This is a genomic window from Achromobacter pulmonis (genome assembly GCF_902859765.1).
Taxonomy (GTDB): domain Bacteria; phylum Pseudomonadota; class Gammaproteobacteria; order Burkholderiales; family Burkholderiaceae_B; genus Achromobacter; species Achromobacter pulmonis.
Genome location: NZ_CADIJV010000042.1, coordinates 1 through 22,377, shown reverse-complemented (window position 1 = coordinate 22,377; position 22,377 = coordinate 1). Strand labels below are relative to the sequence as shown.

The following is a 22,377-nucleotide window of genomic DNA, read 5'->3' as shown; positions in this document are numbered from 1 at the left end:
ACGCGGGCGGTGTCAGCCGCCCAGGCCGCAATCGGGCATGTCGCTGACCAGGCTGGCCTGGGTGACGTTGCTGCCCGGCGGCACGCTGCGCGTGAGCCAGACGTTGCCGCCGATGGTCGAGCCCTTGCCGATGGTGACACGCCCCAGAATGGTGGCGCCCGCGTAGATCACCACATCATCTTCGATCAGCGGGTGGCGCGCCAGGCCTTTCTTGAGTTCGCCGTTCTCGCCCGGCGGGAAGCGCTTGGCGCCCAGCGTGACCATCTGGTAGAGCCGCACGCGGTCGCCGATGATGGCGGTTTCGCCGATCACCACGCCAGTGCCGTGGTCGATGAAGAAGCTGCTGCCGATGGTGGCGCCCGGGTGGATGTCGATGCCGGTGTCGGCGTGGGCGATCTCGGCCACGATGCGCGCCAGCATCGGCACGCCCAGGCGGTACAGCACGTTGGCCAGGCGGTGGTGGATCATGGCGGCCACGCCCGGGTAGCACAGCAGCACCTCGTCGACGCTGTGCGCGGCCGGATCGCCCTGGTAGGCGGCGGTCACGTCCAGGTCGAGCGCGGCACGCACGCGCGGCAGCTCGGCGCCGAACCGGCGCACGATCTCGATGGCGCGCGGCTGCGAATCGGCCAGTTGCGCCGGGTCGTCGCGGCCGAGGTATTGCAGTTCCAGGTTGACCTGGTGCAGCAAGGCGTCCAGCGCCGCGCCGATGGTGTGGCCGACGTAGAAGTCCTCGACTTCCTCGCGCAGGTCGATCGGCCCCAGGCGCATCGGGAACAAGGCGCCACAGAGGTCCTTGATGATCTGGCGCAGGGCTTCCTGGGACGGGAACTCGCGCAGCCCGGCGTCTTCGCGCAGGCGGCCGCGCGGACCGCGCCAGGCCACGCGCGCCTGGCGCAGGCCCGAGACGATGCTGTCCAGGTTCCAGTGGGCGGTGGGAAGGTAGGCCGGACCGCTCATCGGGGCAGTCCCAGGCGGGTGCCGGCCGGGCCGGCGATCGGGTGAGAATCGAGCATGACAGTGCCTCGGTGACGGTGCATCGCGCGCGCCGGCGGCGCCGCGCGGCGATGCTGCTTCGCAATATTTCCGTCAACTGTAACCGCTCGGCCCGCTTGGCGGAAATCCAACCGACACGGCGTTGGGGTTATGGCGCCGGCGGCTCGGGCTCGTAACCGCCCGGGTTGCCCTGCTGCCAGCGCCAGCCGTCGGCGCACATGGCCTCGACCCCGCGGGTGCTGCGCCAGCCCAGCAGCGTGGCCGCCAGCGCCGGATCGGCCCACATCCGCTCGATGTCGCCGGGACGGCGCGGCGCCTTGCGCAGCGGAATGCGGCGCTGGCTGACGCGCTCGAACGCGCGCACCAGCTCCAGCACGCTGGTGCCGCGCCCCGTGCCCAGGTTGACGGCCACGAAGCCGGCATGGCCGGCGGCATAGTCCAGCGCCTGCACATGGCCCTGCGCCAGATCCATGACGTGCAGGTAATCGCGCACGCCGGTGCCGTCCTCGGTGGCGTAGTCGTCGCCGAACACGTTCAGGAACGGCTGGCGCCCCACCGCCACCTGGGTGATGTAGGGAAACAGGTTGTTGGGCACGTCGCGCGGGCTTTCGCCGATCTGGCCGCTGGGATGCGCGCCGATCGGGTTGAAGTAGCGCAACGTCACCGCGCCGAAGGCCGGCTCGGCGGCGCACAGGTCGCGCAGCATCTGCTCGACCATCAGCTTGCTGCGGCCATACGGATTGGCGGGCGCCAGCGGATGCGCCTCGGTGAACGGCAACGCGCGCGGCTCGCCATAGACGGTGGCCGACGAACTGAACACCACGCGCGCCACGCCCTCGTCGCGCATGGCGCGCAACAGCGCCACCGAGCCGGCCACATTGTTGTCGTAGTACTTGAGCGGATCGGCCACCGATTCGCCGACGGCCTTGCAGCCGGCCAGGTGCAGCACCGCGCGCACCGGATCGCCCCGCCGCGCCTCGCGCGCCAGCAGCGCCTGCACCAATCCGGTCTGGCGGATGTCGCCCTCGACCAGCGGGATCGACGCGCCGCACAGGCGCTCGACCCGCCGCACCGCCTCCGGGCTGCTGTTGCTGAAGTTGTCCAGCACCAGCGGCCGCTGGCCCGCCGCCAGCATCGCCACCAGGGTGTGGGCGCCGATGTAGCCGGCGCCGCCGGTGACCAGCACGCGCATCTCCGTCATACCCGCTCTCCGTTCAAAGATGCGCCGCCACGCCCGGCACCCAGGCATGGCGCGGGCGCGGCGCCTGGGCATGGCCGCGATAGCGGTCGATCCAGTACGAGGTGGAAGCGTCGTGGCCCCAGTCGACCACGCCAGCCGAAACCGGCACCGCCAGTTCGCGCTCGATGCCGCTGGCCAGCCGCTTGCCCAGTTCCACGCCCCATTGGTCGAACGGATTGACGCCCCACACCACGCTCTGTACGAACACCTTGTGCTCGTACAGCGCCAGCAAGGCGCCCAGCGCGCGCGGGTCGAGCTGGCGCAGCACGATCAGCGTGGATGGCCGCCCGCCCGGATGCACCATGTGGCGCGCCAGGCTCAGCGCCTTGTCGGGATCGTCGATATGCGCCACGTCCAGCAACGCCTGTTCCAGGCTCTTGCCGCGCAGCAGCGCCTGGCGCTGCGCCAGGCAATTGGCCAGCAGCATGCGGTGGGCGTCGGGGCTGTCGGCGTGGCCCTGCAGGCTGGCGATGAAATCGACCGGCGCGCCCTGCGCGCTCTGGTGCAGCCACTGGAAGAAGGTGTGCTGGCCGTCGGTGCCCGGCATGCCCCAGATGATGGGCGCCGTCGGCACATCGACCTCGGCGCCGTCGCCGCCGACACGCTTGCCCAGCGACTCCATTTCGAGCTGCTGCAGATAGGTCACCAGGTGCAGCAGCCGCGCGCTGTAGGCGGCGATGTTGAGCGAACCGTGCCCCAGCACGCTGCAATTGACCAGCCCGGCCAGCGCCAGCTGCACCGGCGCGTTGGCCGCCAGCGGCGCCTGCTGGAAGTGCTGGTCCATGGCCTCGGCGCCGGCGCGCATGCCGATCAGCACGTCCATGCCCACCGTCAACGCGATCGACAGGCCGGCCACCGACCAGACCGAATAGCGGCCGCCGACCCAGTCGCACATGTGGAACACCTGGCTCGACGGCACCCCCAGCGCGCGCGCCGCCGGCACGTTGGCGGTGACCGCCGCCAGGTGCTGCGAGAGGTCCGCCACCCCGCCGCGCTGGAGCCAGGCGATGGCCGCGCGCGCATTGTGCAGGGTCTCGGCGGTGGTGAACGACTTGGACGACACCACCACCAGGCAGCGGCGCGGGTCCAGCCCGGCCACGGCGTCATGGAAGGCATGGCCGTCGATATTCGAGACGAAGCGGATCTGGCGGCGCTGGCCGGCGCCGCCGAACGCCTGGATCGCCAGGCGCGGCCCCCAGTCGCTGCCGCCGATGCCAATGTGCAGCACCGAGGAAAAATCGGCGCCCTGGTCGATGCGGCGCACGAAGTCGGCCATGCGCGAATACTCGCAGACCGAGTCCTGGTCCTGCCCGTCCGGTTGCTCGCGGGTGCGGCCGGCGCGCAGCGCCGTGTGCCAGGCCGGCTTGCCCTCGGTCCAATTGACCGGCGCGCCGGCGAACAGCGCCTGGCGCGCCGCATCCAGCCCGCGGGCGCGCAGCAGCGCTTGCGCCGCGGCGTCCAGCGGCGCCGACTGCCGCTGCATCGTCAGGTCCACGCACAAGCCGGCCGCCTCGATCACCTTCAGCGCGCCCGCGTCCAGCGCGGCGCCACGCGCCGCCTGGGAGAACGCCTGCCACTCGGGGCTGGCGGCCAGGCTGTCCGCCTCGGCCCCGGCTTGGGCCTCTCTCGCAATATTCGCCTTTCCCATCGCGTGATGCTCCTTAGAACGGTAAACGGATATGAGGGGCAACACGCCGGAACGCATTGCGGAAGTCCTCCTCGATGCGGGCCAATGCGGCCACGGTGTCTCCCTCGAAACGCAGCACCACCGTCGGCGTGGTGTTGGACGGCCGCGCCAGGCCGAAGCCGTCGGCGTAGTCGACCCGCACCCCGTCCAGGTCATTGATGGATTGCGCGCCGGGGAACTCTCCGTGTTCACGCAGCGCCTCCACCAACGCGAACTGCTCGCCCTGGGTGGTTTCCAGCTTGATTTCGGGCGTGGCGCAGGACTGCGGCAGGCTTTCCAGCAGCGCCGACGGATCGGGCGCCGCCGACAGGATCTCCAGCAGCCGCGCGGCGGCGTAGATGCCGTCGTCAAAGCCGTACCAGCGCTCCTTGAAGAAGATATGCCCGCTCATCTCGCCGGCCAGCAACGCGCCGGTCTCGCGCATCTTGGCCTTGATCAGCGAATGTCCCGTCTTCCACATGGTCGGCTTGCCGCCGGCCTCGGCGATGGCGCGCGCGACGTGGCGGCTGCACTTGACGTCGTAGAGGATCTCGGCGCCCGGGTTGCGCGCCAGCACGTCGCGCGCGAACAGGATCAGTTGCCGGTCGGGCCAGATGATCTGGCCGGACTTGGTAACCACGCCGAGCCGGTCGCCGTCGCCATCGAACGCCAGCCCGACCTCGCAATCGGAATAGCGCAGGCAATAGATCAGGTCCTGCAGGTTCTGCGGATCGGCCGGATCGGGATGGTGCCCGGGGAACGAGCCGTCCACCTCGCAGAACAGTTCCGTGACCTCGCAGCCCAGGGCGCGGAACAACGCGGGCGCCACCGCCCCGGCCACGCCGCTGCCGCAGTCGATGGCGATCTTCATCGGCCGCGCCATGCGGATGTCGCCCGCCAGCCGCGCCGCGTAGCACGGCTGGATCTGCATCTGGGTGCGCCCGCCGGCCACGCTGGCCGACTCGATCGGCAGGCGCATCGCATCGCGCAGCGCGGTGATGCCTTCGCCATACAGCGATGCGCCGTCCATGACGATCTTGAAGCCGTTGTGCGCCGGCGGATTGTGGCTGCCGGTCACGGCGATGCCGGCGCCGGTGTCCATCAGCCAGGTGGCGAAATAGACCATCGGCGTAGTCGCCATGCCGATGTCGATCACATGCACCCCGGCCGAGCGCAGCCCGGCCTGAAGCGCCGCCGTCAGCTCCACGCTGCTCAGGCGTCCGTCGCGTCCCACCACCATGGCGCGCGCGCCCAGCTCCAGGGCCCGCGCGCCGGCCGCCATGCCCAGGCTATGGGCGAAGCGCGCGTCGATTTCATCGGGCACGGTGCCGCGTATGTCGTACGCCTTGAAGACCGCATCCAGGATCTGCGGGGGTTCCCAGCCAAACGTTCCATGCATGCCAGTTCTCCGCGCGGGTTACTTGGGGCCGTTCTGTTTGAAATCACCGTAATAGGCGGCGCGCGAATAGCGGTAGCCACCGTACTTGGAACGAAAACCAAAGCGCTCGGGCATCAGCTTCAGGCCGTTGAACAACACGCCGTCCACCGGGGCGCCGGCCTGGATCAGGCGCTTGGCGGTCTCGCGGATCTCCCCCACCGTATTCATGCCCGACCGCACCACCACCATGACCGCGGCGGCATGCGTGCCGACCACCGCCGCGTCGGGCGAGGACAGCACCGGCGCGGTATCCAGGATGACCATGTCGTACTGGCTGGCCAGCTCGCGCAGGGTCTGGCCGAAGATCGGCGAGGCCAGCAGCTCCGACGGATCGAAGCTGACCGCGCCGGTGGCGATGAAGTCCACCCCCTCGGACACGCTGTGCTTGCGTACCCGCTCCAGCGGCAGCGTGCCGGACAGCACTTCGAACAGACCGTCCTCCTTGGGCACGCCAAAATAGCGGTTGAGCTGGCCCTTGCGAAAATCGGCGTCGATCAGCAGCACGCGCTTGCCGACCCCGCCCTGGATGAAGGCGAAGTTGGCCGACAGGAACGACTTGCCGACCCCGGCCACCGGCCCGGTGAACATGACCATGTTGTTGGCCGACTGGCGCAGCGATGCTTGCAGCACATTGCGGAACGAGCGCAGGCTTTCGATCGGCGGCGCGTTGCTCTGGCTTTGCGCCAGCAACGCCGGGATGGTGGCGTTCTTGCGCCGGCTGCGGCGCCACAGCTTGTCCTGCAAGTCGCTGTACGGAATCGCGGCCAGCACCGGCAGGCCGGTGTAGCGCTCGACATCGTCCGGCTCGGACAGGCCGCCGAACAGGGCGTTGCGCACGAAGGCGCACAGCACGCCGAAGATCAGGCCGATGGCCGTGGCCACGGCGATGATGATGGCGGCCTTGGGGCGCACCGGCTTGTCGGGCTGCACCGCCGCATCCAGGATGCGCACGTTGCCGACCTTGCCGGCGCGGATCAGGCGCAGTTGCTGGGCGTTGTTGAGCAGGCCGGTGTACAGCTCGGTGTTGACGCGCACGTCGCGCACCAGCCGCACCACGTCCTGTTCCAGGTCGGGCAACTGCTTGATATTGCTGCCGATGCGATTGACGTCGCCGGTCAGGGACGCGATCTGACGGTCGATGGCGATGATGCTGGGGTGGGTCGGCGCGAACCGGGTGATCATCTCCTGGCGCTTGGCGCGCAGTTCCATCACCTTGGTCTGGGCATCCACCGATTGCGCCAGGATCAGCTTGGCCTCTTCGCTCAGGTCAATGGTGCCGCGCTTGTTGCGCAGCGCGTTGTACTTGGTCTCGGCCGCGTCCAGCTCGCGCTTGAGCTGCGGCAGCTGCTGGTCCAGGAACGCCAGCGATTTCTCGGCCTGGGCGGCCTTGCGATTGACGTTCTGCTGCACGTACTCCTGGCCGATCTGGTTCAGGACAGCAGTGGTCAGCGCCGGATCGTTGCCTTCCAGCGTCACGCCGATCACGCCCGAGGTGCGGCCGCGCTCGAAGATCCCCAGGCGCGCCTGCACGTCTTCAATGGCCGCCAGGCGCGAACTGCGCGACACCGTGTATTCCGTTCCGGGCCGGCCGTTCAGGGCGTCGACGTGCAGGTCCAGCGCGCCGCCGCCGGGCAGCATGAAATGCTCGGGCTTGCCGACCATGCCTTTGAACGTGGCGCCGGTGACCTTGTCGCTCAGGGTGTAGGCGCCGTCGCCCAGATAGGTGATGCGAAAGGGCTTGCCGAGCCATTCGTTGGGCACGTCCAGTTGCGACACCGAGATCGACTCGCCGCCCCACGCATAGCCGCCGCGCGGCAGCCCGGACGGATACGGCAGGCTCTCATGGCGCCGCGCCAGCCATTCGCCCACCACCGGGAAATAGCGCGGCTTGGCGTGGATGTACAGCATGAACTTGTCGACGGCTGGCCCCACCACCATGCGCGAGCGCAGCACTTCCATTTCGCCGGAAGTCTCGGCCTTGGTGTCGAAGATGGCCGACACGTCGCCCAGCAGGCTGCGGTTCTGCCCCTGCGGCGCCTCCTCCTCCACCTGGACGATGATGTCCGCCGAATACACCGAAGGGGTGACCATGACGTATAGGACCGCGCCCAGCAGCGCGACCAGGGTGATGGCGATGATCATCCATCGATTGGAAAAAATGGCGTCCACGTGCGAGGACAGCGGGGTTTCCTGCTGGCGAGCCGGGACGGAGGGCTCGAACGATTCGATAGGCAACGACATGCAGCTCTCCAAGATCAGGCGCCGCCGCGGTCGCGGCGCCCCCAAAGGCGTGGGCCGGATCCCGGCCCCGCGCCCATTGGCGCGGGACGGGCCCGAGGGTCGACTACTTGATTGAATGCACGGTCTGCACCGTTTGCGCGCTCGGGAACAGGTTGCTGATGAAGCGGTTCCACCGCACCAGCGCCGCCGTATCCACGAAGACGACGTCCTTGGGTTGCAACTCGAACTTCTCCGCCACCGCGTAAGCCTGCGGCGACGCCGCGTTCAGGTGGAACACCAGCGGCATCGCCTGCTCGGTACTGCGCACCACAAACACCTGCGACGAGTCGGCAGTCAGCTGGTTGGGCCCTCCCGCCACGCCCAGCGCTTCGTTCAACGTCAACCTGCCATCGCGCATCACGATCGTGGCCGGCGCCGTCACTTCGCCCGTCACGAACACCTTGCTTTCGTCGCGCGGCGTCACCCTGACAATGTCGCCCGACTTCAGCATGACCTGGTTCAGGTCCTGCCCGCGGTCGATCAGGGCGGGCAGGTTCACTCGCGTCTTGCGGCCCGCGCGGATGACATAGACGCTGCTGCGATCTCCCGTGGGCAGGATGCCGCCCGCGCGATTGATCGCTTCCAGCAGGGTCATGGGAATGTCATTGATCGCGACGGTACCCGGCGTTTTCACCTCGCCTTCGACGTAGACCCGCTTGCTGCGATAGCCCAGCACTCGCACCGTGATCTGCGGGTCCTGGATGTATTTACCCGAACTGTTGACTATGAGATTGCGCGCCTGAAGTTCCGTCAACCCCGCCACTTTCAGCAGTCCCGTGTAGGGAAATTGGATATATCCGGCGGATGAGACCGTATACCCCGGAATGCCCGAAGCGGTGTCCCCGATGGCTAGTTCGGTCACCCCAGTGCCAATGGCGTAGGTTTGCGTCGGAAGCACCAGCTCGGGGTGATCCCAGACCACGATCGACAGGATGTCGCCGGGGCCGATGCGATACGGCTCGGCCTTGTCGACCAGATGCGAAACGCCGTCGTTGTTCAGCAGCGCCAGGCGCGCGCGGTTGTCTTCCAGCACCAGGCTGGGCGTGATTTCCTTGACCTCGGCCACCGAGTTGGGATCCAGCGGATCGACCCGATGCTTGGCATCGAAAGTCATGCCTGGAGAAAGAGCGCAGGCGCCCAGCGAGGACACGAGCGCGATGGCGGCGATGGCCCGGCTCAACGTTCCGATAAGTGTCGTCATGGCGAATCCACTGTGAATGACTTCGTTGCTTGGAAAGGAGCCCGATGCGTAACGGGTTGCGACATTCCACTCTCTTTTCCAGGCCCCGCACATTCGACGGATGCCCTAAGCCTTCTCCTACATCGTTTGGAGGTTTCGGGTGCGCCGGGCACTCAATAAGATTTCCACGGTAGCCCCATGCTTTGCGGCAGTGCACCGTTGTTGTCCCCGCGGCCGCAGGGCGACTCCCCGAGCAAAGGAGTACGCGATGGACCCGTCCCTCACGGACACGTCGAGCAGGTCGAACCGATCCGGCTATCTGTATCGCCTGCTGGATGCGGCGATCGTCATCATCTGCGGCCTGGCCGTCACCGAGTTCAAGTTTTCGCAGGAGGCGCTGGCGGATCCGCCGCAGATCCACCTGTTCCTGATCTACCTGTGCGGCCTGGGGGTGATCGCCCTGTTCCCCGCCTTCAGCCTGTATGTCTCGTGGCGCGGGCGGCGCCTGACCGACCTGATCGTGCGCAGCCTGATGGCCTGGTCGCTGGTGTTCGCGCTGGGCATCCTGGTCAGTTTCCTGATGCACCAGAGCGCGTCGGTATCGCGCCTGTGGGCGGCGACCTGGTATGGATCGGCCGCCCTGGCGCTGGCCGGGGTACGCCTGGCGGTCTACACCGTGCTGGGCGCGGCGCGCGACCGCGGCCTGAACCGCAAGCGCGTGCTGCTGGTGGGGTTCGGCGCGCTCGGCCATGACCTGTGGCGCCGCGTCGAACGCTACCGCGAGGCCGGCTACGAGGTCGCCGGCATCTACGCCGAGACCCACGAAATCCTGCCGCCACAGGTGCGGCGCCTGCACGAACTGGACGCGCTGCACACCTTCGTGCGCGAGCACAACGTGCGCGAAGTCTGGATCGTGCTGCCGATGGAAGCCGGCCAGGAGCTGCGCGAAGTGCTCTACCACCTGCGCAATGACCTGGTCGACATCCGCTGGATTCCCGACGTGATGTCGATCCAGCTGCTGGGCCACCGCATCGGCGAATTCCTCGGGCTGCCGGCGATCCAGCTCAACAACCTGCCGGCCGCCGGCGTGCGCGGCCTGGCCAAGGAGGCCTTCGACCGCAGTTTCGCGCTGTGCGCGCTGATCGGCCTGTCGCCGCTGATGCTGACGGTAGCCTGCCTGGTCAAGCTGACCTCGCGCGGACCGGTGTTTTTCACCCAGCCGCGCCTGGGCGTGGACGGCAAGGTCTTCCACGTCTACAAGTTCCGCACCATGACCGTGCACCAGGAACACGGCGTGGTCACCCAGGCCACCCGCAACGACACGCGCATCACCCGCATCGGCGGTTTCCTGCGCCGCACCAGCCTGGACGAACTGCCGCAATTCCTGAATGTGCTGCGCGGCGACATGTCGGTGGTCGGGCCCCGGCCGCACGCGCTGGAGCACAACGAGCTGTACAAAGACCTGGTGCAGCGCTACATGATGCGCCACCGCGTCAAGCCCGGCATCACCGGCTGGGCCCAGGTCAACGGCCTGCGCGGCCAGACCGACACGCTGCGCAAGATGAGCGACCGCGTCGAGCACGACATCTACTACATCCAGCACTGGACGTTCCGGATGGACCTGATGATCATCGCCCGCACGGCGGTATCCGGATGGACGGGCCGCAATGTCTACTGAACCATTGGGCTGGCCCCCGTTCGCCCCATCGCGCGCGCGTCCCGCGCCCGCCGCACCGCCGCCGCCCGCCGGCCTGCTGGCCGAGGACGACTTCCGCCGCGCGGTGCAGATGCTGCCGCTGGTGTCGATCGACCTGCTGCTGCGCGATGCGCAGGGCCGCTACCTGACCGGCCTGCGCAGCAACCCGCCCGCCCAGGGCTCCTGGTTCGTGCCCGGCGGCCGCATCCGCAAGAACGAGTCCCTGCCGCGCGCGCTGCAGCGCATCGCCCGCGAGGAACTGGGCGTGACGCTGCCGCCGCAGGCCTGGCGGCCTCGCGGCGTGTACGAACACTTCTATGGCACCAATTTCGCCGGCGAGGCCGGCCGTTCCACCCATTACATCGTCCTCGCCTATGAGGCCGACCTCACGCTGGACGCGGCCAGCCTGCCGCTCGGCCAGCACCGCCGCTACCGCTGGCAAGCCGCGGCGGCCATCGCCGCCGACCCCGGCGCCCACCCCTATACCCAGGCCTACTTCAAGGAGTCAGCGCCATGAGCAACCCCCACCCTCCGTACCGGGCTGTCATCCTCTGCGGCGGCTCCGGCTCGCGCCTGTGGCCGCTGTCGCGCGAGCTGCTGCCCAAGCAGTTCATCCGTTTGACCGATGACCGCAGCCTGCTGCAGAACACCCTGCGGCGCCTGGAATCGGCCGGGGCCCAGGCGCGCCCGATGCTGGTGTGCAACGACGCCCACCGTTACATCGCCGCGGAACAGGCGCTGGAATTGGGTATCCAGGATGCCGAGATCGTGCTGGAGCCATTCGCCCGCAACACCGCGCCCGCCATTGCCGCCGCCACCCTGCGCGCCATGCGCGACGGCGAGGACCCGGTGATGCTGATCATGCCTTCCGACCACGTGCTGGAAGACGGCCCGGTGCTGGCGGCCGCCTTCGCCGAGGCCTACCAGGCCGCGCGCCAGGGCGCGCTGGTGACTTTCGGCATCACCCCCAGCGCGCCGCTCAGCGGCTATGGCTACATCCAGGCGGCCGAACCAGGCGCCATGGCCCCGGCGCGCAAGGTGCGGCGCTTCGTCGAAAAGCCCTCGCCCGAGGTGGCGCAGCGCTTCATCGAGGATGGCGGCTACTACTGGAACAGCGGCATGTTCGCGTTCCAGGCTTCGGTCTTCCTGGCCGAGCTGGAACGGCTGGCGCCGCGCATCCTGGAACAGGTGCGCGCGGCGGTGGCCGGCGGCCATGGCGAGCAGGCGCTGTTCCAGCTGGACGGCCCGGCCTTCGAGGCCTGCCCCAGCGACTCGATGGACTACGCCATCATGGAACGCACCGACAGCGCCGTGGTGATCCCGCTGGCCGCGCCCTGGAGCGACGTCGGCGCCTGGGACGCGGTCTGGGGCATCGCCCACAAGACCGCCGAGGGCAACTCCACCACCGGCGACGTGATGGTCGAGGACTCGCGCAACTGCCTGATCCATTCGACCAGCCGGCTGGTCGCGTCGGTGGGGCTGGACGACATCGTCGTGATCGAGACCGCCGACGCCGTGCTGGTGGCCCACAAGACCCGCTCGCAGGACGTCAAGCGGCTGGTGGAGGCATTCAAGGTGCAGCACCGCAGCGAGCTGAACCACCATCGCGAAGTGCAGCGCCCGTGGGGCTCGTACGACTCGGTCGGACAGGGGCCGCGCTACCAGGTCAAGCGCATCACCGTGAAACCCGGCGCGCGCCTGTCGTCGCAGATGCACCACCATCGCGCCGAACATTGGGTGGTGGTGTCGGGCACCGCGCGCATCTACAACGGCGACAAGCAGTATTTGCTGACCGAGAACCAGTCGACCTACATCCCGCTGGGCGAGGTCCACAGTCTGGAGAACCCCGGCAAGATCCCGCTGGAGATCATCGAGGTGCAGTCCGGCGCCTATCTGGGCGAGGATGACATCGTCCGCCTCCAGGACATGTACGGCCGTGTCTGACCTGCGGCGCGCGGCCTCCTCCTTCTGGCGCCCTGGCCTGGCGCGGGTCTGCCTGCCGCTGGCGGCGCTGTTCTTCATCACGCTGGTGACGGTGGGCAACCTGCCGGGCCTGGCCGCCGAGATGTCCGATGCGTTCGGCGACAAGCGCCTGCACCTGATGGCCTACGCCTTCCTGACCGTGCTGCTCTACCTCTCGGTCCAGCGCCGGCCAGGCCTGACCGCGCTGCTGGCGGTGTCGGCCCTGGGTGCGCTGGACGAAGGCATCCAGTCCTTTTTTGCCTATCGACAGGCCGACCTCTTAGACCTTTTGGCCGATATCTCTGCGGCGGGTGCGACAGTAATCTCATTGAACATCGGTTTCGCAGCCTTCGGCTCCTTTCGTGCAATGACTAAGTCTTAAGGATAAAACCATGCCAAAACGGGCACTGATTACCGGCGTTACCGGACAGGACGGCGCTTATCTGGCCGAATTCCTGCTGGCCAAGGGCTATGAAGTCCATGGCATCAAGCGGCGCGCGTCGCTGTTCAACACCGCCCGCATCGACCACCTGTACCAGGATCCGCACGACCAGCCGCGCAATTTCGTGCTGCACCACGGCGACATGACCGACTCCTGCAGCCTGATCCGCATCGTGCAATCCGTGCAGCCCGACGAGATCTACAACCTGGCGGCGCAGAGCCACGTCGGGGTGTCGTTCGAGGAGCCGGAATACACCGCCAACGCCGACGGCCTGGGCACCCTGCGCCTGCTGGAAGCCATCCGCATCCTCAAGCTGGAGGACAAGGCGCGCTTCTACCAGGCCTCGACCTCCGAGCTGTATGGCCTGGTGCAGGAGACCCCGCAGAAGGAAACCACGCCGTTCTATCCGCGCAGCCCCTACGCCGCCGCCAAGCTGTATGCCTACTGGATCAGTGTCAACTACCGTGAAGCCTACGGCATGTATGCCTGCAACGGCATCCTGTTCAACCACGAATCGCCCAAGCGCGGCGAGACCTTCGTGACGCGCAAGATCACGCGCGGCCTGGCGCGCATCGTGCTGGGGCTGCAGGAATGCCTGTACCTGGGCAACCTGTCGGCGCTGCGCGATTGGGGCCATGCGCGCGACTACGTCGAAATGCAGTGGCTGATGCTGCAGCAGGACACGCCAGAGGACTACGTCATCGCCACCGGCATGCAGTACAGCGTGCGCGAGTTCATCAATACCGCCGCGCGCGAGCTGGGCATCCTGCTGGCCTGGGAAGGCGAAGGGCTGGAAGAGACCGCCACCGTGCTGTTCAGCCCGGTGCACGACATCAAACCCGGCCAGGTCATCGTGCGGGTCGATCCGCGCTATTTCCGCCCGACCGAGGTCGAGACCCTGTTGGGCGACCCGACCAAGGCGCGCGAAAAGCTGGGCTGGTCGCCGCGCACCAGCTTCGCCCAGCTGGTCAAGGAAATGGTGGAAAGCGACCTGAAGGACGCCCGCCGCGACGCGCTGGTGGAACAGAACGGCTACGAAATCTACGCCTACAAGGAATAGTCCGCCATGAGCAATCCGGACCAACGCGTGTTCGTGGCGGGCCATCGCGGCATGGTGGGCGCCGCGCTGGTGCGCGAACTGCAGGCGCGCGGCTACCGCGACATCATCACGCGCAGCCACACCGAACTGGACCTGGAGAACCAGAACCAGGTGCACCGCTTCTTCTCGACCACGCCGGTCGACGTGGTGTACCTGGCCGCCGCCAAGGTCGGCGGCATCCTGGCCAACCAGAATCATCCGGTGGACTTCCTGTACCGCAACCTGATGATCCAGTGCAACGTGATTCGCGCCGCCTACGCGGCCGGGGTGCGCAAGCTGCTGTTCCTGGGCTCGTCCTGCATCTATCCGCGCGAAGCGCCGCAGCCGATCCGCGAGGACGCGCTGCTGACCGGACCGCTGGAAGCCACCAACGAACCCTACGCCATCGCCAAGATCGCCGGCCTGAAACTGTGCGAAGCCTACCAGCGCGAGTACGGCGCGCGCTTCATCTGCGCCATGCCGACCAACCTGTACGGCCCGCGCGACAACTACGACCTGCACAGCAGCCATGTGCTGCCGGCGCTGATCCGCAAGTTCCACGAAGGCCGCGAAGCCGGCCAGGACAGCGTCACCCTGTGGGGGAGCGGCACGCCGCTGCGCGAATTCCTGTACGTGGACGACCTGGCGCGCGCCTGCGTCATGCTGATGGAGACGCCTGCCGCCGAAGGCATCTACAACATCGGCGCCGGCGAGGACCTGTCGATCGCCGAGCTGGCGCGGGTGGTGGCGCAGGTGGTCGGCTACCGGGGCCGGATCGTCTATGACGCCAGCAAGCCCGACGGCACGCCGCGCAAGCTGATGGACTCGTCCCGGGTGCGCGCGCTCGGCTGGAAGCCGGAGATTGCCCTGGCCCATGGCGTGACGCTGGCCTATGGTCACTTCCTGCGCGAACAGGCGCGTCAACCCCTGCCCGTGGCCTGACCGCCGCGCCTATCGAGAACAGGCCATTCCGATGTACCGACTCATCAGGAAGCACGTCGCCGGCAATGCCTCGTTCTGGGGGCTGGTGGAATACGGCATCGGCCCGGTGGCGGCGCTGATGGCGCTGCCCATCCTGTTCCGCCAGCTCGGCACGGTGGGATTCGGCCAGTATTCGATGATCATCGCGCTGGCCGGCTTCGGCAATGCCGCCAACCTGGGCGCCGCCGTCACCGCCACCAAGCTGGTGTCCGAGCGCATGCACGAGCCCGGCGGCGCCTACCGCGCGGCCGGCGTGGCCATGTCGCTGATCGGCTGCGCGCTGGGCGTGGTGACGCTGGTGGCCGCGCTGTTGTGGCTGGCGGCCTGGTGGGGCTGGCCCGCCGCCACCTTCGGCGGCGTGGCCGTCACCCTGCTGGCCATGCCGGCGCTGGCGGTCTACCTGACGCAGCAGTACGACCAACTGATGTCCGGCTGCCTCAAGGGCCGCGAGGACTTCCGCGCCACCGCGCTGTGCGAGCTGGTCAGCCGCAGCGGCACCCTGGCGCTGGCCTGCGCCACCGCCTGGCTGACTGCCTCGCCCACCTGGACCGGCCTGGCCCAGGCGCTTGGCCTGCTGCTGGCCGGCTCGGTCAAGATGCGCGTGTTCGCGCGCCGCTACGGCCATGTGCTGGTGCGCCCGGTGCGCGACCGCGGCGCCATGCTGGACGCATTCCGCTTCTCGCGCTGGTCCTGGCTCAACAGCCTGAGCGCGCTGGCCTTCGGCTCGGTCGACCGGGTGCTGGTGGGCAGCCTGATGGGGCCGGCGGCCCTGGCCATCTATACCGTCGGCGTGCAAGTCGGACAGATGATCCACACCGCCTCGGTGGCGATCTTCCAGAAGGCCATGCCGCGCGTCAGCCGCCTGTCGGCCGCGCCGCCGCGCCCGGGCGCGGCCGAGGAAGAGATCCGCCGCCTGATGCTGTGGAATCTGCTGCTGTCGGCCAGCGCCACGGTCGCGGTGCTGGCGGTCAGCCAGCCGCTGCTGGACCTGCTGCTGGGGCATGCCGTGGCCGAGGGCCACCTGGGCACGTTCCGCCTGCTGATCATCGCCTCGGGCCTGCTGTCATTGAACGCGGCGGCGCATTTCTCGCTGCTCGGCCTGGGCAATTCGCGGGCGGTGGCGATTCTCAACGGCCTGGGCGGCCTGGCCATGCTGGGCGTCATGGCCGTCCTGGTGCACGCGGCGGGTGAACACGCCGCGGCCTGGGGCCGCATGGCCTATGCGGCGATCACGCTGGCCGGCGTGGCGCTCGCCATCCGTCAATCCCGGCCCGACTACCCGGGCGCCCTGCCTGCGGCCACCCGGTAGCCATCATGCTGAGGTCCTATATGCGCAAGCGCCACAATGAGTACTCGCGTCAGCTCATCGACTTCGTCCGCGAGCTGCGTCCACCCGCGCCGATCGCCGGCGGCCTGCTGCCCAAGCTGACCATCGTGACGCCCTCGTACAACCAGGCCCGCTTCCTGGAGCGCACCATCATTTCGGTGCTGAACCATGGTTATCCGCGGCTGGAGTACATCATCATCGACGGCGGCTCCACCGACGGCAGCGTCGACATCATCCGCAAGTACGAACGCTACCTGACCTACTGGGAAAGCGCCCCGGACCGCGGCCAGTCGCACGCCATCAACAAGGGCTTCGAACGCGCCACCGGCGACTACGTCGGCTGGCAGAATTCCGACGACCTGTACTACCCGGGCGCCTTGCGCAAACTGGGCGCGGCCGCGGCGCGGGGCCGGGCGCCCATCGTCAGCGGCAACCTGTTCGTGGCCGACGCCGGCAACCGCATCTTCCGCAAGATCCACTACACCCCGGTCAACCGCGGCACGCTCACCGTGGTCAAGGCCTCGATCCCCAACCAGTCCGCCATCTTCCGCCGCGACCTGCTGCGCAAGCACGGCCTGCTGCAGGAAAGCATGCGCTATTGCATGGACCTGGAACTGTGGAGCCGGCTGCTGCGCGAGGGCAGGAACCTGATCGTGCCGGACGCGATGGGCGTCTACACCGCCCACGACGAAACCAAGACCGCGCTGATGCAGGACGTGCTGCTGGAAGAGCGCGAACAGATCGTCAACCGCATCCGCCGCACCGAGCCCGGCATGGGCAAGCTATTCGGCCTGTCCTGCCGGGCCTCGCAGGTCGCCGCGCACGCGCGCCAGGGCGACCTGTCATACCTGGTCGAAAAGCTTGCCATCAAGCTGCTCGGGCGCGACGACTGGGCCGCGCACTGAGCCCGCCTTCCCTGCCCCGGAGCCGCCATGTATCCGCACCGCCGCCTTTCCACGCTGCACCTGCTGGGACTGTTCGCATTCACCGCGCTGGCGCTGAACGACGACCACTTCATCCTGGGGGTGGGCAGTTTCAAGCTGTCGCCCTTCGATGTGCTGTTCGTGGCCATCCTGGCGGTCAAGGCCCTGCGGCTGGCCGAGCCAGCCGCCTATGCCCTGCCGCGCGGCGCGCTCGGTATGCTGCTGGGCATGCAGGTGCTGTCGGTGGTGTACCTGCTGCTGGTGTCGCTGCACCATCCCGGCATCGAAAGCGGCGACGTGGCGCGTGACCTGCGCATCGTCTTCTACTTCCTGAGCGTGCCTTTCCTTTGCTACAAGGATATCGATAGCCCGGCCGCCTACGCGGTGCTGCAGAAGTACATCGTGGCGGCCTGCCTGGCCGTGGCCACACTGATGCTGCTGGAGCAACTGCAGGGCTTCAGCGTGGCCAATCCACTGCGCAACGTGCGCCTGGGCGTCTGGGCGATTCCCTTCGGGGTGGTGTCGCTGCTGTACTTCCGCAAGACACTCAACGTCTCCGGCCCCAAGGCCTACGCGCTCACGGTCTATATGCTGCTGGCGCTGGTGTTCTCGCTGAACCGCAGCCAGTACCTGCAGCTGATGGTGTCGGTGCTGCTGGCCGTGATGCTGGCCTCGGGTCCGGAGATCCGCCGCCGGGTGGTGCTGATCTTCGCCCCGGCGGCTGTGGCCGGAGTGCTGGTGTTCGCCAGCATCGGCTATCTGGATGTGCTGAGCAACCGCATCTTCAGCGTCGAGCGGCTCGACGAGGACTCCAGCTACGGCGCCCGCATCCAGGAGATGCAGGGGCAGATGGACTCGTTCGCGGAAAGTCCGGTGTTCGGCAAGGGCGCAGGCTTTCGCAGCTGGGTGATGGGCGAGAACGGTTTCGAACTGAGTACCTTCGCGCACAACTCCTGGGCGTTCTACCTGATGAAGTTCGGCATCGTCGGCACGGTGATGATCATGCTGCCGCCCCTGCTGATCCTGCTGCTGTCGCTGGCGCGGCGCTACACCCATCCTGGCCTGGAACTGCACCGACGCTACCTGCTGGCCACGGCGCCGATCTATATCTTCATCGATTCGCTGTCCGGCGGCCTGGCTTATGCCCCCAAGACCGCCTTTACCGGCTTTCTGTTGTGTTATTGCCTGTCGCTCATCCGCAATGCCCGGGCCATGCCCGTGCCCACGCCCGCGCCCGCGTCCGCGGCGCCCAGCCCCCGTCCGGACACCGCGCGCCGGCGGTCATCGCGAGTACTGCCACATGCCTGATGTCCTGTTCGTCGCGCCCGACCTGCACGGCGGCGTGGGAAGATGTGTCGCCTTCATCGCCGACGCCTTGCCCGAGCGGGGCGTCGAAGCCTCGCTGTTCCTGCTGCGCTCGCGCAACCGCGAATACCCCGTCGCCAATCCGCGCGTGACCCGGGCGCTGCCGGTGATCGAATCGCCGACCGCCCTGCGGCTGCGGCTGCCGCTGGCGTTCGCGCGCCTGCTGGCGCAGATCCGCCGCGAACGGCCGGCCATTGTCTGCTCGCACGGGCTGCTGTGCAACATGCTGGTGGTGCTGGCCAAGAAGGTATTGCGCGGCGACTTCGCCACCGTCGCCTTCGAGCACAGCAGCCCGGCCATTCACTACGGCGCCTCGCGCATGCGGCGCCTGAAATGCTGGCTGGTGAGCCAGACCTACCGCCGCCACGACGCTGTCGTCGGCGTCTCGCGCGGCGTCAAGGAAGACCTGGTCAGCATGTTCCCGCCTTTGCGCGGCAAGGTGCGCACCATCTACAACGGGGTGCCGCTGGATGACGTGCGCGAGCAGAGCGTGGGCGGCGCGGCCCCGGCCCCGGCCGGCGCGCCCTACCACGTGGTCGCGGTGGGCCGCCTGGAGGCCGTCAAGGACTATGCCACCCTGATCGACGCCGCCGCGCTGCTGGACGATCCCGGCATCCGCTTCACCATCCTGGGCGAAGGCTCAGAGCACGGCGCCCTGCAAAGGCGCATCGATGCGCGCCCCTCGCGCAGTCCGGTCACCCTGGCCGGCCACATCGACAACCCGTTTCCCGTGATTGCCGGCGCCGGCGCCTTCGCCCTGACCTCGGTGCGCGAAAGCTTCGGCAATGTGCTGGTCGAGGCGCTGTGCCTGGGCGTGCCGGTCATTTCCACCGATTGTCCGCACGGCCCCGCCGAAATCCTCGACGCCGGCCGCTATGGCGTGCTGGTGCCGGTGGGCGACGCCGCCGCCCTGGCGGCGGCGGTGCGCCGGCTGGCCTACGACGGCAAGATGCGCGAACGCCTCGCGGCCGAAGGCCCGGCGCGCGCCGACGCCTTTTCACTGGAGCGGCATTGCCGCGACGTCATCGACTTGTTCCAGCCGCTGATGCGGCGCGGCGCGTCCTGAACAGGAAAGCATCATGTCCAAGATACCGGTATCCGTCGTCGTCATGACCAAGAATGAGGAACGCAATATCGCCAAGTGCCTGAAGGCGCTGGCCGACTTCGACGAGGTCTTCGTGGTCGACTCCAACAGCACCGACGCGACCTGCGCCATGGCCACCGCGCTCGGCGCCAAGGTCAGCACCTTCAGCTGGAACGGCAAGTATCCGAAGAAGAAGCAGTGGTGCCTGGAACAACTGCCGTTCAGCCACCCGGTGGTGCTGTACGTCGACGCCGACGAGGAAATGACGCCGGAACTGGCCGCCGAGATCCGCGCCGCCCTGCCGCGCTTTGCCGCCGGCGCCGGCGGCGCCTTCGTGCCGTTCGACTATGTGTTCTGCGGCCGCAAGCTGCGCCACGGCCATCGCGTCTACAAGCTGGCGCTGCTGGCGCGCGAACGCTCGCGCTTCCTGGACTACGACGACCTGGACGTGGCCCACATGTGGGAAGTCGAAGGCCACTACCAACCGCAGGTGCAGGGCGAGACCTTCGCGCTGCGCGAGCGCATGGTACACAACGACCACGACTCGCTCTATCACTACTTCGACAAGCACAATCGCTATTCCGACTGGGAAGCCAATCTGCGCACCAAGGGCCTGATGAACGACCCGCGCGAGGCCAACGTGGGCGCGCGCGCCCTGCTCAAGCGCCTGTTCCAGGCCATGCCGTTCAAGGCGCCGGTCGCATTCCTGCATTCCTACCTGCTGCGCCTGGGCTTTCTCGATGGCCGCGCCGGCTTCGACTACGCGGTGGCGCGCGCCATGTATTACTGGCAGATCCGCATCAAGACCGAAGAACTCCGCCAGGCGCGCCTGGCCGCGGATCCGGCGCGCGACGACGCCCTGAGCGGAGCGGCCAAATGAGCGCCCTGCAGCGGCTCGACCAATTCTCCGTCGCGCCCGGCCAGCGCGGCCGTTCGGCGTTGATGGTGCAATTGTGGTGGCTGGTGCAGGGTTCGCTGTTCCGCTGGTCGCCACAAGTGGCGTACGGCTTCCGGCGCTGGCTGCTGCGCCGCTTCGGCGCCCAGGTCGGCCGCAAGGTGCTGATCCGGCCCAGCGCCACGGTTACCTATCCCTGGAAGGTGACGATCGGCGACTATGCCTGGATCGGCGACGACGCGGTGGTCTACAGCCTCGGGCCGATCCACATTGGCGCGCATGCCGTGGTGTCGCAGCGCAGCTACCTGTGCGCCGCCGACCATGACCCCGCGCAGCCCGATTTCCCGCTACGCGAACGCGCCGTGCGCATCGAGGACGGCGCCTGGGTCGCCACCGATGTCTTCATCGGCCCCGGCGTCACAGTCGGACGCGAAGCCGTGGTCGGCGCGCGCAGCTCGGTGTTCCGCAGCCTGCCGCCCGCCATGGTGTGCCACGGCAATCCCTGCCGCCCCGTCCGCCCCCGCGTGGCGCCGCCGGCATGAAGATCCTCCTGTATGGCATCAATTACGCGCCAGAGCTGACCGGCATCGGCAAATACAGCGCCGAGCTGGCCGAATGGCTGGCCGCGCGCGGCCATCAGGTCAGCGTCGTCACCGCGCCGCCCTATTACCCGCAATGGCGCGTGCACGACGGCTATCGCGCCGGCCGCTACCAGCGCGAGACACGCGCCGGCGTCGACGTGCGGCGCGCGCCGCTGTGGGTGCCGGCCCGGCCCGGCGGCGCCAAGCGCCTGCTGCATCTGGCGAGTTTCGCGCTATCGAGCCTGCCGTCGCTGCTGCGCGCCGCGGCCGGCCGCCCCGATCTGATCGTGGTGGTCGAGCCGGCCTTGTTCTGCGCGCCGGCGGCCTGGCTGGCCGCGCGCCTGTGCGGCGCGCGCGCCTGGCTGCACATCCAGGACTACGAAGTGGACGCGGCGTTCGACCTGGGCCTGCTCAAGGGCAATGGGCTGCGCGCCGCCGTGCGCCGCGCGGAACGCTGGCTGATGCGGCGTTTCGACCGCGTCTCGACCATCTCCGGCCGCATGCTCGATCTGGCCTTGTACAAGGGCGTGGACCCGGCGCGCGCGGTGCTGCTGCCCAACTGGATCGACGTCGAGGCCATCGCGCCCGGCCGCGATGGCGATCTGCGCGCCGAACTCGGCATTCCCGCTGACGCGGTGGTGGCGCTGTATTCGGGCAATATGGGCGGCAAGCAGGGCTTGCAGACGCTGGCCGAGGTGGCCCGCCTGCTCGAACGCGAGCAGGCGCTCTGGTTCGTGTTCTGCGGCCAGGGGCCGGAACGCGCGCCCTTGCAGGCGCGCTGCCAAGGCCTGGCGCGGGTGCGCTTCCTGGACTTGCAGCCGGCCGAACGGCTGGGCGCGCTGCTGAACACCGCTGACATCCACCTGCTGCCGCAGCGCGCCGGCGCGGCGGACCTGGTCATGCCGTCCAAGCTGACCGGCATGCTGGCCAGCGGCCGCCCGGTGGTGTGCGGGGCCGCGCGCGGCACCGAACTGGCCGGCGTGGTGGCGCGCTGCGGACTGGCGACCCCGCCCGAAGACGCCGCCGCCATGGCCGAGGCGGTGCGCAAGCTGGCCAGCCATCCGCAGATCCGTGAGACGCTGGGCGCCGCGGCGCGGCGCTATGCGCTCGATCACCTGCATATCGACACGGTGCTGGCCGCCGCCGAACGCGAATTCGCCGCGGTGGCGCAACCAGACGCCGCCGCCACCGGCGCGACCCCAGCCCGGCGCGGCGCCCGCCGCTGACGCCGCCGCGATGCCCG

General features: G+C 68.4%; 19 protein-coding genes. 13 read left to right on the top strand and 6 right to left on the bottom strand.

Annotation, left to right across the window (positions count from 1 at the left end; genetic code table 11):
- Positions 1-12: 12 nt before the first annotated feature.
- The 6 genes from epsC to HV701_RS24060 all read right to left on the bottom strand — a co-directional run bounded on the left by epsC (position 13) and on the right by HV701_RS24060 (position 8,821).
- A complete protein-coding gene (gene epsC, locus HV701_RS24085; protein ID WP_175135526.1) occupies positions 13-960 on the bottom strand; it encodes a serine O-acetyltransferase EpsC in 948 nt (315 codons plus the stop codon).
- Positions 961-1,144: 184 nt separating this feature from the next.
- On the bottom strand, positions 1,145-2,197 hold the full coding sequence (galE, locus tag HV701_RS24080; protein WP_175135525.1) for a UDP-glucose 4-epimerase GalE: 1,053 nt from the start codon (positions 2,195-2,197) through the stop codon (positions 1,145-1,147).
- A gap of 13 nt (positions 2,198-2,210) precedes the next feature.
- The gene (gene pgi / locus HV701_RS24075; RefSeq protein WP_175135524.1) at positions 2,211-3,884 is read right to left on the bottom strand and encodes a glucose-6-phosphate isomerase; all 1,674 of its coding nucleotides are present in this window, start codon (positions 3,882-3,884) and stop codon (positions 2,211-2,213) included.
- 13 nt (positions 3,885-3,897) lie between these two features.
- A complete protein-coding gene (locus tag HV701_RS24070; protein ID WP_175135523.1) occupies positions 3,898-5,301 on the bottom strand; it encodes a phosphomannomutase/phosphoglucomutase in 1,404 nt (467 codons plus the stop codon).
- A gap of 18 nt (positions 5,302-5,319) precedes the next feature.
- Entirely contained in the window at positions 5,320-7,581 is a 2,262-nt protein-coding gene (locus HV701_RS24065) for a GNVR domain-containing protein (protein ID WP_175135522.1), read from the bottom strand.
- A 103-nt stretch (positions 7,582-7,684) separates the two neighbouring features.
- Positions 7,685-8,821 carry a polysaccharide biosynthesis/export family protein gene (locus tag HV701_RS24060; RefSeq protein WP_175135521.1) on the bottom strand — a complete coding sequence of 379 codons (1,137 nt, stop codon included), beginning with the start codon at positions 8,819-8,821 and terminating at the stop codon, positions 7,685-7,687.
- Between the two features lie 247 nt (positions 8,822-9,068).
- On the opposite strand from HV701_RS24060, the gene HV701_RS24055 reads away from it, so the two are divergent.
- The 13 genes from HV701_RS24055 to HV701_RS23995 all read left to right on the top strand — a co-directional run bounded on the left by HV701_RS24055 (position 9,069) and on the right by HV701_RS23995 (position 22,360).
- Positions 9,069-10,478 (top strand): undecaprenyl-phosphate glucose phosphotransferase, encoded by a 1,410-nt coding sequence (locus HV701_RS24055; protein ID WP_175135520.1) that lies wholly within the window; start codon positions 9,069-9,071, stop codon positions 10,476-10,478.
- 73 nt (positions 10,479-10,551) lie between these two features.
- Entirely contained in the window at positions 10,552-11,013 is a 462-nt protein-coding gene (locus HV701_RS24050; protein WP_217467988.1) for a GDP-mannose mannosyl hydrolase, read from the top strand.
- Positions 11,010-12,440, top strand: coding sequence for a mannose-1-phosphate guanylyltransferase/mannose-6-phosphate isomerase (locus tag HV701_RS24045; RefSeq protein ID WP_175135518.1), 1,431 nt, complete (start codon positions 11,010-11,012; stop codon positions 12,438-12,440). The genes HV701_RS24050 and HV701_RS24045 overlap by 4 nt, the downstream gene beginning before the upstream one ends.
- Positions 12,433-12,840, top strand: coding sequence for a VanZ family protein (locus HV701_RS24040; RefSeq protein WP_175135517.1), 408 nt, complete (start codon positions 12,433-12,435; stop codon positions 12,838-12,840). Before HV701_RS24045 ends, HV701_RS24040 begins: the two co-directional genes overlap by 8 nt.
- Positions 12,841-12,850: 10 nt before the next feature.
- Complete coding sequence (gmd, locus tag HV701_RS24035) at positions 12,851-13,960, top strand: GDP-mannose 4,6-dehydratase (protein WP_006387741.1); 1,110 nt, start codon at positions 12,851-12,853, stop codon at positions 13,958-13,960.
- Between the two features lie 6 nt (positions 13,961-13,966).
- A complete protein-coding gene (locus HV701_RS24030) occupies positions 13,967-14,920 on the top strand; it encodes a GDP-L-fucose synthase family protein (RefSeq protein WP_175135516.1) in 954 nt (317 codons plus the stop codon).
- Between the two features lie 31 nt (positions 14,921-14,951).
- Complete coding sequence (locus tag HV701_RS24025; RefSeq protein ID WP_175135515.1) at positions 14,952-16,268, top strand: lipopolysaccharide biosynthesis protein; 1,317 nt, start codon at positions 14,952-14,954, stop codon at positions 16,266-16,268.
- Between the two features lie 5 nt (positions 16,269-16,273).
- The gene (locus HV701_RS24020) at positions 16,274-17,191 is read left to right on the top strand and encodes a glycosyltransferase family 2 protein (protein WP_254595238.1); all 918 of its coding nucleotides are present in this window, start codon (positions 16,274-16,276) and stop codon (positions 17,189-17,191) included.
- A gap of 27 nt (positions 17,192-17,218) precedes the next feature.
- Entirely contained in the window at positions 17,219-18,517 is a 1,299-nt protein-coding gene (locus HV701_RS24015; RefSeq protein WP_175135514.1) for an O-antigen ligase family protein, read from the top strand.
- A complete protein-coding gene (locus HV701_RS24010) occupies positions 18,510-19,640 on the top strand; it encodes a glycosyltransferase (RefSeq protein ID WP_175135513.1) in 1,131 nt (376 codons plus the stop codon). Before HV701_RS24015 ends, HV701_RS24010 begins: the two co-directional genes overlap by 8 nt.
- A gap of 13 nt (positions 19,641-19,653) precedes the next feature.
- Positions 19,654-20,538 carry a glycosyltransferase family 2 protein gene (locus HV701_RS24005; protein ID WP_175135512.1) on the top strand — a complete coding sequence of 295 codons (885 nt, stop codon included), beginning with the start codon at positions 19,654-19,656 and terminating at the stop codon, positions 20,536-20,538.
- Positions 20,535-21,095, top strand: coding sequence for a putative colanic acid biosynthesis acetyltransferase (locus HV701_RS24000; protein ID WP_175135511.1), 561 nt, complete (start codon positions 20,535-20,537; stop codon positions 21,093-21,095). The genes HV701_RS24005 and HV701_RS24000 overlap by 4 nt, the downstream gene beginning before the upstream one ends.
- A complete protein-coding gene (locus HV701_RS23995; RefSeq protein ID WP_175135510.1) occupies positions 21,092-22,360 on the top strand; it encodes a glycosyltransferase WbuB in 1,269 nt (422 codons plus the stop codon). The genes HV701_RS24000 and HV701_RS23995 overlap by 4 nt, the downstream gene beginning before the upstream one ends.
- Positions 22,361-22,377: the final 17 nt, after the last annotated feature.